The following is a 12,261-nucleotide window of genomic DNA, read 5'->3' on the forward strand; positions in this document are numbered from 1 at the left end:
CGGCCGAGTAGAACCGGCAGCGATCAAATGAGAGGGCGTCCATCACTACTGGGCGTCAAGGAGGGTGGTACCGCGGAGCCGTCCCGGCTTCGTCCCTTCGCGCCATGTCAGCCACGCGTGGAGGTCCCGCCCGACGATGTCTTCCCATTACTTCCGCTCTCTTCCCGCGCAGGTCGACCTGCCGGCCCTCGAACGCGAGGTGCTCGAACGCTGGCGGGACGGGAAGGTGTTCGAGCGCTCCCTGGAGCAGAACGCGGACGGCCCCTCCTGGGTGTTCTACGAGGGCCCGCCCACAGCGAACGGCATGCCGGGCGTCCACCACGTCGAGGCCCGCGTGTTCAAGGACGTCTTCCCCCGCTACAAGTCCATGCGCGGCTACCACGTCCCCCGCAAGGCCGGCTGGGACTGCCACGGCCTGCCCGTCGAGGTCGCCGTCGAGAAGGAGCTCGGCCTCTCCGGCAAGCCCGAGATCGAGGCGTACGGCATCGCCGAGTTCAACGCCCGCTGCCGCGAGTCGGTCCTGCGGCACGTCGACGCGTTCGAGGAGATGACCGAGCGGATGGGCTACTGGGTCGACATGTCCCAGGCCTACCGCACGATGGACCCGTCGTACGTCGAGGCCGTCTGGTGGTCGCTCAAGACCATCTGGGACAAGGACCTGCTGTTCCGCGACTTCCGGATCACGCCCTACTGCCCGCGCTGCGGCACCGGCCTGTCCGACCACGAGCTGGGCCAGCCGGGCGGCTACGAGACCGTCTCCAGCCCGTCGGTCTACGTGCGGATGCCCGCCACGTCCGGGCCGCTCGCCGAGCTGGGCGCGTCTCTTCTGGTGTGGACGACCACCCCGTGGACACTGGTCTCCAACACGGCGGTGGCCGTGCACCCCGAGGTCACATACGTGGCGGCGCGCCACGGCGACGAGGTGCTCGTGGTGGCCGAGCCGCTGCTGGAGCGGGTCCTCGGCGACGACGCCGAGGTGGTGGCCTCCTTCGTCGGCGCGGACCTGGAGCACACGACCTACTCGCGGCCGTTCGACCTGGTCGACATCCCGGGGGCGCACTATGTCGTCCTCGGCGACTACGTCACGATCGAGGACGGCACCGGCCTGGTCCACCAGGCTCCCGCGTTCGGCGCCGACGACATGACCGTCTGCAAGCGGTACGGCCTGCCGGTCGTCAACCCGGTCGGGCCGGACGGCCGGTTCCTCCCGGACGTTCCGCTCGTGGGCGGCATGTTCTTCAAGGACGCCGACGAGCCGCTGACCGAGGACCTGCGCGAGCGCGGCCTGCTCTTCCGCGGCGGCCACTTCGAGCACAGCTACCCCCACTGCTGGCGCTGCCACACGCCGCTGCTCTACTACGCCCTGCCGTCCTGGTACATCAGGACCACCGCGATCAAGGACCAGCTCCTCGCCGAGAACGAGCGGACCAACTGGTTCCCCGAGACGATCAAGAACGGCCGTTACGGCGAGTGGCTCCGGGGCAACGTCGACTGGGCGCTGTCCCGCTCGCGATACTGGGGCACGCCGCTGCCGCTGTGGATCTGCTCGGTGGACGAGTCACACGTCACCTGCGTCGGCTCCCTGAAGGAGCTCGGCAGGCACGCCGGCATGGATTTGTCCGCGCTCGACCCGCACCGGCCGTACGTCGACGACGTGACCTTCCCCTGCCCCACCTGCGGCGGGGAGGCCAGGCGCGTCCCCGACGTGATCGACGTCTGGTACGACTCCGGTGCCATGCCGTTCGCCCAGTGGGGTGCGCCGCATCGCAACGAGGACGTCTTCGAGAGGTCCTATCCCGCCCAGTTCATCTGCGAGGCCATCGACCAGACCCGTGGCTGGTTCTACTCGCTGATGGCCGTCGGCACGCTGGTCTTCGGCAGGTCGTCGTACGAGAACGTGCTCTGCCTCGGCCTGATCCTCGCCGAGGACGGCCGGAAGATGAGCAAGCACCTCGGCAACGTGCTGCGGCCCATGCCGCTGATGGAGCAGCACGGCGCGGACTCCCTCCGCTGGTACATGGCCACCTCCGGCTCGCCCTGGGCGCCCCGGCGGATCGGCCACGCCGCCCTGGAGGAGATCGTCAGGAAGGTCCTGCTGACCTACTGGAACACCGCGTCGTTCTTCACGCTCTACGCCAACGCCGAGTCGTGGTCGCCGGACCGGCTCTCCGAGGCCCCGGCGTACGGCGAGCGCCCGCTGATCGACCGGTGGGCCCTGGCCGAGCTGCACCGGACGGTCGCCGAGGTCACGGCGTCGCTGGAGGAGTTCGACACCACCCGGGCCGGCCGCCGCCTGGCGGACTTCCTGGACGACCTGTCGAACTGGTACGTCCGGCGGTCCCGCCGCCGGTTCTGGTCGGGCGAGGCATCGGCGTTCGCCACGCTGTACGAGTGCCTGGAGACCGTCACCCGGCTGATGGCGCCGCTGGTGCCGTTCCTCACCGACTACGTGTGGGACGTGCTCCGCGGAGCCGGCGCCCCGCCGTCGGTCCATCTGGCCACCTGGCCGGAGGTGAACGGCGCGCTGCTCGACTCGGTGCTGTCGGAGCGGATGGCGCTGGTCCGCCGCCTCGTCGAGCTGGGCCGCTCCGCCCGCGCCTCGTCGTCGGTCAAGACCCGCCAGCCGCTTGGCCGGGCCCTGATCGGCGCACCGGGCTGGGCGACCCTTCCGGGCGAGCTGCGCGAGCTGATCGCCGACGAGCTGAACGTCCAGAGGCTCGAGGACATGTCCGGATTCTCGGCCGACCTGGTGACCTTCACCGTCAAGCCGAACTTCCGGGCCCTCGGCAAGCGGTTCGGGTCGCAGACCAAGCTGGTGGCCGGCGCCGTCAGCGCCGCCGACCCCGCCGCCCTCGCGCAGGCCCTCCGGTCCGGTACGGCCGCCGCCGTCGACGCCGGGGAGCTGGGCGTGGTCGAGCTCGGCCCGGATGACGTGATCGTCACCGAGCAGCCGAGGACGGGCTGGGCCGTCGAGACCGGCGCGATCGACACCGGGACAGGCGAGACCGTCGCGCTCGACCTGGCGATCACCGACGAACTGCGCCGGGCGGGCCTCGTCCGCGAGGTCATCCGCCTCGTCCAGGACGCCAGGAAGTCGACCGGCCTGTCCATCACCGACCGGATCGACCTGTGGTGGTCGGCCGACGGCGATCTGGCGGACGCCCTGCGCGGCGGCGGCCAGACCGTCGCCGACGAGGTGCTGGCGGCGAGCCTCACCGAGGGCGAGGGCTCCCCCGGTGAGGACCTGTCCCGGCACGAGGACGCCGACCTCGGCCTGACGTTCCACCTCCGCAAGGCCTGACCGAACGGAAAGACCCCGTCAAGCGCATACGGCTTGGCGGGGTCTTTCATGCCTGCGGGGGGGCTTATCGCGCTTGGCAGACCGAGCAGTGGGTGAGGCCCGCCTCTTCGGCGTCCTCCCGGGTCATGACCTCGATGCCGGCGTCGTCCATGCCGGCGATCAGGGGGCACTCCGAGCTGTGGTAGCGGCGGGTGCCGACCATGACCTTCACCGATCCCGGCGGCGCGGCACCGGGCCTGCGGGCCTCGATCGTGTGGTCGCCCTCGCCGTCGTCTTCGGACGCGTCCTCGCCGTCGGCCTGCTGTACGGGACTGGACACGGAGGTGGAGCCGGAAGGGACCGTGAACCCGGCGCGCCCGGGTTCCTCGGTCTCGGCCGGCTCCACCGGCTTCGTGTCCGCCGTCCGGTCCTCGGCCTCATCATGGGTGTGGTCAGCGTCGTCGGTGTGGTCAGCGTCGTCAGCGTCGGCGGCGGCGGCCGGCTCGGGCTCGGCCGTGGCCTTGTCCGCCTTGTCCGCCTTGTCCACCTTGAACCAGTCGGACTGGGGCGGCGCCGATTCCGTGTCCTCGGACGCGGTGTCCTCGGACGCGGTCGCGCCGGGTTCTGGACGGGCGGCCTCTGATTTGCCGGCCCACCCGGATATGCCCAAGCCGGACGTCGCCCACGGGGACCGGGCCGTCTCCGTCTCAGGCGTCGGCTCCGGCGAGGGGGACGCGTCGCGCTTGAACCAGTCGAGCGGGGCCGCCGCGGACTCGACCACCGGGATTTCCCCGGTGTCGGGTTCCTGGGCGCCGGACTCGGTGGTGTCCGGTTCCACGGTGACGGGTTCGGAGGTGAGGGGTTCGGAGGCGACGGGTTCCGGCTGAGGGACGACCGCGGCCGGTGTGCTGGAGGGACTCTCGTTGCTCTCCGCCAAGACCCCCGCCAGGTCCTCGGCGTCTCCCGCTGGACGGGCGGACGCCTCCGGCAGGCAGGTGGTGCAGGGGGTGAAGCCCTCCTCGCGGGCCTCCTCGTGGGTCAGCTCCTCGACCTCGCGCCCCACGAGCTGCCGGCAGTTCGGCAGGTGGAAGCGCTTGCGGCCGGGGATGACCAGCACGATGGTCTCTGGGCCGAGACCGCGACCGGCGGTGGCCGGTGGGCGGGTGATCGGCGCCGTCGCCGGGACCCGCGGCGGCGGGAACGTGTGCGGCGGCAGCCCCCCGTGATGCGTGACCGGCGGCACCGCCACCATGGGCGAGGCCACCGGGTGGGCCGGCGCCCCGCCGTACACAGCGGCACCAGTGTGTGCCAGCTGCGGGACGGGGGCACCCTGGGGGGTGAGAACCGGCCCGTCGGCGGCGCGTCCGCCGGCGGGGAACAGCTCGTGGCGCCTCAGTAGAGCCCCGATCAGCAGGCAGACCGCGGACAGCACGCTGATCACGATCGACCACATCACGAGAAAGGCCTTCGCCAGGACAACGCCCGCGATGAGCAGGACGATGGCGGCGAGCACCAGTGCGGCGCTGATGAGGATCACTGGGGGTTTCTCCGGGGTGGGGGGCCGGGGGGCCCGCTGCCTACCGGCGGTCGTTGTGCGGGCCGTCAGGACCCTGGAACGCGCCGGAGTGCTGCGGGGGCTCCTGGCCGAACGGGTTGGGGCCCGCGGTGATCTGCTGGCCGCCGGGAGCGACGGCGTGCGCCATCGCCGGGCCACCGCCCACGATCGGGAAGGCGCCGCTGCCCTCGGCGGAGACGTTCAGCTCGGCGAGCTGGTTCTCCAGGTACAGCTTCAGGCGGCTGCGGTACTCCCGCTCGAAGCTGCGCAGCTCCTCGACCTTGCGCTCGAGCTCGTCACGGGTCTGCACGAGCGAACCCATGGCCTGGCGATGCCGGTCCTGCGCGTCGCGCTCCAGCGTCTCCGCCCGGGCGCGGGCGTCGCCGATGATCTGCTCGGCCTGGCGGCGGGCCTTGCCCAGGATGTCGTCGGCCTCGCGCCGGGCGCGGGTCACGGTCTCGTCCGCCTCGCGGCGGGCGTCGGCGATGGCCTGGTCGGCGGTCTGCTGCGCGAGGGCGAGCACGCGGGCCGCGGTGTCCATGTTGTCCTCGGCGGGCGGGAGGCCCATGCCGACGGGGACGGGCTCGGGACGGGCCGGCTCCGGGGGCTTGATCGGCTCAGGCTGGGGGGCCATCATCTCGGGCTTGGGCTCGGCGACCGGGGCGGGCGCCATCTGCATGGAACCGGCCATGCCCATGCCTCCGGGGACCTTGCCCCTCAGGCACTCGGCCAGCTTCGCACGGAGCTCCTCGTTCTCCTGAATGAGTCGGTCGAGCTCGGCCTCGACCTCGTCGAGGAACGCGTCAACCTCCTCCTCGTCGTACCCCGGCCTGAGCCGGGTGGTACTGAACTGCTTGTTCCGCACATCAGCGGGCGTCAACGGCATTTGGGTCTCCTTGGCGCGCTTGGAGTCTGTCCGGCGGGACGGTACCCGATCAACGAAGCGCGTTCACGACTTGGATCAAGACCAAAACCACAATGAACAGCACTGTGAAGCTCAGGTCAAAGGCCACCGTACCCAACCTGAGGGGCGGAATGAAACGGCGGAGGAATTTGAGAGGAGGATCGGTCGCCGTGTAGGTGACCTCCGCCAGCACCAGGACGACCCCCGAGGGCCGCCAGGAACGGGCGAAAGCCTGCACCGTCTCAAAGATCATTCTGCCGATCAACAGAACCAGGTACAGAGTCAGGGCGACGACCAAGATCTCGCTAACGATCCCCACGGTCCAGCCCCGCCTCCATCTGGGTCCACTGCCTCCGGTCCCCTTGGGCACCGCTCGGCCGGTCACTGTTCATAGATGGAACTCTAGCTCTGGTTGAAGAAGCCTCGTTCCGCGATTCGGGCCTTGTCCTCGGCGGTCACCTCAACGTTGGCAGGGGACAACAGGAATACCTTGTTGGTAACACGTTCGATGCTGCCGTGTAGGCCAAAGACGAGACCTGCCGCGAAATCGACAAGCCGTTTCGCGTCGCTGTCAACCATCTCAGTCAGATTCATGATGACCGGAGTCCCCTCGCGGAAGTGCTCCCCGATCGTGCGCGCCTCGTTGTACGTGCGGGGGTGAAGGGTCGTGATCCGCGCCAGATCGGTCGTACGGCGCTCCAGCACCGTCGTCGGGGGCCGAGGTGCCGGGACGGCCGTTTCGCCGTCCTCGTCGCGCTCGTGGGCCGCCGCATGCGCGCCCGGAGCCCCCTGGGGCCCGGACGGCCCGACGACGAATCCGCGCCTCGGCGACTCGTAGTCGTCGTCGGCGTAGTCCTCGTCGCCGCCGTACTCGGTCCCGTACCTGTCGTCGTAGCGGTCGTCCTCCACGAGACCGAGGTAGACCGCCATCTTGCGCATCGCGCCGGCCATCGCTCGTCGTCCTCCGCGTTTTCTGATATGGGCGGTAGCCGTACCCCGCGTGGAGCTCACCGCTGATCGACCCCTACCTGAGCGCGGACACCAAGGTCCACTTGGGGGACATTACCTGACGAAGAGCTTCCGGCGACCGAGCAACGCCGTACCGACACGCAGGTGTGTCGCGCCGTTGGCTATCGCTTGGGCAAGATCCCCACTCATGCCCGCCGAAATCACATTCGCGGAGGGATGTTCCTTCTGTACGGCTTCCGCCACCCCCCGCAGCCGGGCGAATGCCTCCCCCGGATCCTCGCCGAGGGGCGCGACCGCCATGACGCCGCCCAGCCGCAGGCACTCCGCCGAGGCGATGGCGCCGGCCAGCTCGGGAACGTCCTCGGGCCGGACGCCGCCCCGGCCACTGGGGGCCGCCGGGTCCAGCGTGACCTGGATGAGGCACCCCACCTCACGCCCGGACCGTACGGCCTCGCGGCTGAGCGCCTCGGCCAGCCTGAGCCGGTCGACCGAGTGGACGAGATCGGCGTAGGACACGACGGATCGGACCTTGTTGGTCTGTAATTGCCCGATGAAGTGCCAGGTGAGCGGGAGATCGGCACAGTCGGCGGCCTTCCGCGCCGCCTCCTGGTCCCGGTTCTCCCCGATGTCGGACACCCCGAGCTCCGCGAGCAGCCGCACGTCGGAGGCGGGATAGGTCTTGGTCACCGCGATGAGGGTGATCTCCGACCGGACCCGGCCGGCGACGCGGCAGGCATCCTCGACGCGCCGCTCCACCTCCGCCAGGCTCGCCGCGATCTCCTCGCGTCTGGCGATCACTTCAGGAAATCGGGCACGTCCAGCTCCTCCTCCTGCTCCTCGAACACCACCGGGCGGCGGGGAGCCGGCTGGGTGACGCGCGAGGTGATGGGAGTCGGCGGCTCGGGCGTGGGACGCGGGATCGACAGCGGTCCGGTGTTCCCCACACCCGGCTCGGGACGCGGCGGCTCCGGCGTCGCCGCAGGAGGCGGCGGCACGGCGGACACGGCAGGCGCCGGGCTCACGAACGGACGCGGCGCGGGCTGCTCGGCGCGCGGCTCAGGCTTGGGAGCCGGCGCGGGGGCCGGAGGCGGTGCCGGAGCGGGCGCGGGGACCGGCGCCGGAGCCGGGGCTGCCGCGACCGGGCGGGACGGCGGCGCCGCCACCGTCGGGCGGGACGGCTGCGACCGCGACAGCGGGGCGGCCACCGGCTTGGTGGCGACCGGCTCGTCGAACCCGGCGGCGATGACCGTCACGCGGACCTCGTCGCCGAGCGCGTCGTCGATGACCGTGCCGAAGATGATGTTGGCGTCGGACGCCGCCGCGTTGGAGACGAGCTGGGCCGCCTCGTTGATCTCGAAGAGGCCGAGGTCGGAGCCGCCCGCGATGGACAGCAGGACGCCGTGGGCGCCGTCGATGCTGGCCTCCAGCAGCGGGCTGGACACCGCCATCTCGGCGGCCGCCACCGAGCGGTCGTCGCCTCTGGCGTGGCCGATGCCCATGAGGGCCGAGCCCGCGCCGGACATGACGGACTTCACGTCGGCGAAGTCGAGGTTGATCAGACCCGGAGTGGTGATCAGGTCGGTGATGCCCTGGACACCGGACAGGAGCACCTGGTCGGCGGCCTTGAAGGCGTCCAGCACGCTGACCTGGCGGTCCGAGATGGACAGCAGCCGGTCGTTCGGAATGACGATCAGCGTGTCCACCTCCTCCCGCAGGGTCTCGATGCCGGCCTCGGCCTGCATGGCCCGGCGCTTGCCTTCGAAGCTGAAGGGCCGGGTGACGACGCCGATGGTCAGGGCGCCCAGCGATCGGGCGATGCTGGCCACGACGGGCGCGCCGCCGGTGCCGGTGCCGCCGCCCTCGCCGGCGGTGACGAACACCATGTCGGCGCCCTTGATGACCTCTTCGATCTCCTCGCGGTGGTCCTCGGCGGCCTTGCGGCCCACCTCCGGGTTGGCGCCCGCGCCGAGACCTCGGGTCAGCTCGCGCCCGACGTCGAGTTTCACATCGGCGTCACTCATCAGCAGCGCCTGGGCGTCGGTGTTGATGGCGATGAACTCGACGCCCTTGAGTCCCTCCTCGATCATCCGGTTGACGGCGTTCACTCCGCCGCCGCCGATGCCGACGACCTTGATGACCGCGAGGTAGTTCTGCGGTGCTGCCACGACGAGGGGCCTTTCCGCTCGTTTGCGTTTCGTGCGGGCGGTGCCCGCGCTGTCTCTGCTAACTCTCACCCTCAAGTTGAGATTTAGAGTTATGTCAACCTGAGGATTGATACGGACAGTAGGGTTGTGCCTCCCCCAGGGTCAACTAACCGCGCCGCAAGGCCGTCCGGCGTGTCGCGCGCTGTCCCATTCGCACGCTCCCCCTCCGTGCGGCCGGTGAGAAATCTCACTTGACCGTCACCACGTCAGGGGCGCTGACGTCGTAGCTGGTCGCGGGCTTGCCGAGGACGGCCAGGAGGAGCCGGCCCTTCTCCGCGGCGCGCCGGGAGTCGCCCCAGACGACCGTGCGGCCGTCGGTGAGCGTGAGGGTCACCGACTTCGGGGACGGGGCCCGGACCTCGCGGACGCGGCGCAGCACGTCCTCCGGAAGGCGGCTCAGCACGGTGAGCGCCGACCCGGTGGCCGGGTCGTCCGCCGCGAAACGCTGGACCCGCAGCACGGGCAGCCGGGGCGGGACCACGGCCACCTCCCGCAGGGCCACACCGAAGCGGTCCACGACCACCGACCTCCCGCGGCCCAGCGGCACGGCGGCGACCGGCGTGCGCTCCACCACGGTCACCCGCAGCGTGCCCGGCCAGCTCCGCTCCACGCGGGCCGACTCGACCTCCCGGACGGCTTCCACCCGCTGCTCCACCGCGCCCATGTCGACGGTGGCCAGCGGCGTGCCGGCCCGCACTCCGGCCGCTTGGCGGAGCTGCTCGGCCGGCACCACGGTGTTCCCCGTGATCTCGACCACCCGCACGCCCAGGACCGGCGAGAAGAACACCACCCAGGTGGCGGCGCCCACCACCCCGCCCGACAGCAGGGTGGCGACGGCCGCACGCCGGACGGCGGGCCTCACCGGGCGGCCAGCTCCGCGACGATGCGGGGGCCCAGCTCGGTGATGTCTCCCGCGCCCATGGTGAGGACGATGTCTCCGGGCCGGGCCCGGTCTGCGACCAGCGGAGGGACCGAAGCGCCGTCGGGCACGTAGGCGACGCGCTCAGACGGCAGCGGCACCTTCCCCGCGACGAGCGCGCCCGAGACTCCGGGCTCCGGATCCTCCCTCGCGCCGTACACGTCGAGGACGATCGCCTCGTCGGCCAGGCCGAGCGCCGCGCCGAACTCCGCGGCGAAGAACCGGGTGCGCGAGTAGAGATGCGGCTGGAACACCGCGATCACCCGCCCGCCGCCGGAGACCACGTCACGGGCGGCGCGCAGGTCGGCCGCCAGCTCCGTCGGGTGGTGGGCATAGCTGTCGAACACCGACACGCCGCCCGCCTCACCCTTGGCCTCGAACCGCCGCTTGGCCCCGGTGAACGCGGCCAGGCCCTCCCTGACCTCCTCGAACGGCAGGCCGAGCTCCAGCGCGACGGCCACCACCGCGGTGGCGTTCAGCGCGTTGTGCCGCCCCGGGACGACCAGCCGGACGCTGCCGTGCCCGGCCACGGTGAACTCGACGCCGAACCCGCGCGGAACGACGTCGGCGGTACGGAAGTCGGCGCCGGCGGCCTCGCCGTACGTGACGACCTTGAGGCCGCGGGCCCGCGCGATGGGCCCGAGGGCCGCCGAGCCCGGATCGTCGGCGCAGAGCACGAGCACCGAGCCGATCCGCTCGACGAAGCGGGCGAAGCTGTCGTGGACGGCCTGCGGGTCGCCGTAGTTGTCCAGGTGGTCGGCCTCGACGTTGGTGACGACCGCGATGCGCGGCGCCAGCATGAGGAACGACCCGTCGCTCTCGTCCGCCTCGGCCACGAAGACGTCGCCCGCGCCCTCGTCCGCGCCGAGACCCGTCGTGACGAGTTGGCCGCCGACGCAGTACGACGGGTCGGCGCCGCACTTCTGCAGCGTGACGGTGAGCATCGAGGTGGTCGTGGTCTTGCCGTGGGTGCCCGCGACCGCTATGCCGTTCCGGCCGGCCATCACGGCGGCGAGGGCGGCGGCTCGCGGGATGACCCGGAGGTTCTGCCGCAGGGCCTCCCCCAGCTCCGGGTTGGAGTCGCGGATCGCGGTGGAGACGACGACCGTGTTGACGTCCTTGATGTGGGAGGCGGCGTGGCCCACGTGCACGGTGGCGCCGAGGTCACGCAGCTCGCTCAGCATCTCGGAGGTGCGCGCGTCGCTGCCCGACACGGGCACGCCGCGCTTCAGGAGGATCCGGGCGATTCCGGACATGCCGGCGCCGCCGATGCCGATGAAGTGCACCCGGCCCAGTTCCCCCGCCGGGATGGGCTCCACGAGCTTCACAAGACTCATCGCGAGGCGATCTCCAAAACCTTGCGGGCGAGCGTCACGTCGGCGTCCTTGCGGCCCAGCCGGGAGGCGGCCTCGGACATCCCGACCACCCGCTCGGGGTCGTTCAGGATCGGCAGCAGCACCTCGACGATCCAGGCCGCGGACAGGTCAGCGTCGTCGACCATCAGGCCGCCGCCGGCCTGCACGATGGGCTGGGCGTTGAGCCGCTGCTCGCCGTTGCCGTGCGGGAGCGGCACGTACGCCGCCGGCAGGCCGACGGCGGTGAGCTCCGCGCAGGTCATCGCGCCGCTGCGGCACAGCACGAGGTCGGCCGAGGCGTAGGCGAGGTCCATGCGGTCGACGTACGGAAGGATCACGTACTGCGGGTCGCCGGGCGGCGGCTCCTCCTCGACCGTGTTCTTCGGCCCGATCACGTGGAGCACCTGGATGCCGGCCGCCCGCAGATGGGGCGCGGCCTGGAGGGCCGCGTTGTTGATGGAGCGGGCCCCCTGCGAGCCGCCGAAGACGAGCAGTGTCGGCCGGTCGGACTCCAGCCCGAAGTAGGACCTCGCCTTGTCCCCGAGGGACAGGCGGTCCATCATCGCGACCTCCCGGCGCAGCGGGATCCCGACGTACTGCGCGTTGGGCAGCGACGTGTCCGGGTGGCCGGTGAAGACGTGGTCGGTGAGCCGGGCGCCGAGCCGGTTGGCCAGGCCGGGCCGCGGGTTGGCCTCGTGGACCACGATCGGCACCCCGCGCCGCCGCGCCGCCAGGTAGGCCGGCGTCGCGACATAGCCGCCGAACCCGACGAGGACGTCGGCCCGCACCTGGTCGATGATCCCGGCCGCCGCGTTGATCGCCCCGGCGAGCCTCCCCGGCACGGCGAGCAACTGGGGGGTGAGGGCACGGGGCAGCGGCACCGCGGGCACCAGGGCCAGCTCGTAACCGCGGGCGGGCACGAGCCGGGTCTCCAGGCCCCGCTCGGTCCCGAGGCAGGTGATCCCGATCGCGGGGTCCTGCTGGCGAAGCGCGTCGGCCAGCGCGAGCGCCGGCTCAATATGGCCGGCCGTCCCGCCGCCGGCGAGGACCACCCTCATGTCACTCCCTGTTCCGT

The 12,261-nt window shown here is 71.5% G+C and carries 10 protein-coding genes; 1 reads left to right on the forward strand and 9 read right to left on the reverse strand.

Going from position 1 to position 12,261, the window contains the following annotated elements:
- Positions 1 to 136 precede the first annotated feature (136 nt).
- Positions 137 to 3,301 carry an isoleucine--tRNA ligase gene (ileS, locus tag ABH927_RS05860; protein WP_370018747.1) on the forward strand — a complete coding sequence of 1,055 codons (3,165 nt, stop codon included), beginning with the start codon at positions 137 to 139 and terminating at the stop codon, positions 3,299 to 3,301.
- 64 nt (positions 3,302 to 3,365) lie between these two features.
- Here ileS and ABH927_RS05865 read toward each other — a convergent pair whose 3' ends face one another.
- The 9 genes from ABH927_RS05865 to murG form a co-directional block, all read right to left on the reverse strand.
- Complete coding sequence (locus tag ABH927_RS05865; protein WP_370018749.1) at positions 3,366 to 4,817, reverse strand: hypothetical protein; 1,452 nt, start codon at positions 4,815 to 4,817, stop codon at positions 3,366 to 3,368.
- A 40-nt stretch (positions 4,818 to 4,857) separates the two neighbouring features.
- Positions 4,858 to 5,721 carry a DivIVA domain-containing protein gene (locus ABH927_RS05870; RefSeq protein ID WP_370018751.1) on the reverse strand — a complete coding sequence of 288 codons (864 nt, stop codon included), beginning with the start codon at positions 5,719 to 5,721 and terminating at the stop codon, positions 4,858 to 4,860.
- A gap of 49 nt (positions 5,722 to 5,770) precedes the next feature.
- Complete coding sequence (locus tag ABH927_RS05875) at positions 5,771 to 6,058, reverse strand: YggT family protein (protein ID WP_261583416.1); 288 nt, start codon at positions 6,056 to 6,058, stop codon at positions 5,771 to 5,773.
- Between the two features lie 83 nt (positions 6,059 to 6,141).
- On the reverse strand, positions 6,142 to 6,690 hold the full coding sequence (locus ABH927_RS05880; protein ID WP_370018753.1) for a cell division protein SepF: 549 nt from the start codon (positions 6,688 to 6,690) through the stop codon (positions 6,142 to 6,144).
- Positions 6,691 to 6,801: 111 nt separating this feature from the next.
- On the reverse strand, positions 6,802 to 7,506 hold the full coding sequence (locus ABH927_RS05885; RefSeq protein ID WP_370018755.1) for a YggS family pyridoxal phosphate-dependent enzyme: 705 nt from the start codon (positions 7,504 to 7,506) through the stop codon (positions 6,802 to 6,804).
- Entirely contained in the window at positions 7,503 to 8,873 is a 1,371-nt protein-coding gene (gene ftsZ, locus ABH927_RS05890; RefSeq protein WP_370018757.1) for a cell division protein FtsZ, read from the reverse strand. Before ftsZ ends, ABH927_RS05885 begins: the two co-directional genes overlap by 4 nt.
- Positions 8,874 to 9,099: 226 nt before the next feature.
- Positions 9,100 to 9,774 (reverse strand): cell division protein FtsQ/DivIB, encoded by a 675-nt coding sequence (locus ABH927_RS05895; protein WP_370018759.1) that lies wholly within the window; start codon positions 9,772 to 9,774, stop codon positions 9,100 to 9,102.
- Positions 9,771 to 11,168, reverse strand: a complete 1,398-nt coding sequence (murC, locus tag ABH927_RS05900) for a UDP-N-acetylmuramate--L-alanine ligase (RefSeq protein WP_370018760.1) — start codon at positions 11,166 to 11,168, stop codon at positions 9,771 to 9,773. The genes ABH927_RS05895 and murC overlap by 4 nt, the downstream gene beginning before the upstream one ends.
- Complete coding sequence (murG, locus tag ABH927_RS05905; RefSeq protein ID WP_370018762.1) at positions 11,165 to 12,244, reverse strand: undecaprenyldiphospho-muramoylpentapeptide beta-N-acetylglucosaminyltransferase; 1,080 nt, start codon at positions 12,242 to 12,244, stop codon at positions 11,165 to 11,167. The genes murC and murG overlap by 4 nt, the downstream gene beginning before the upstream one ends.
- Between the last annotated feature and the right edge of the window lie 17 nt (positions 12,245 to 12,261).

Origin of the sequence: Planotetraspora sp. GP83 (assembly GCF_041262585.1) — a bacterium.
Taxonomy (GTDB): domain Bacteria; phylum Actinomycetota; class Actinomycetes; order Streptosporangiales; family Streptosporangiaceae; genus JAOEGB01.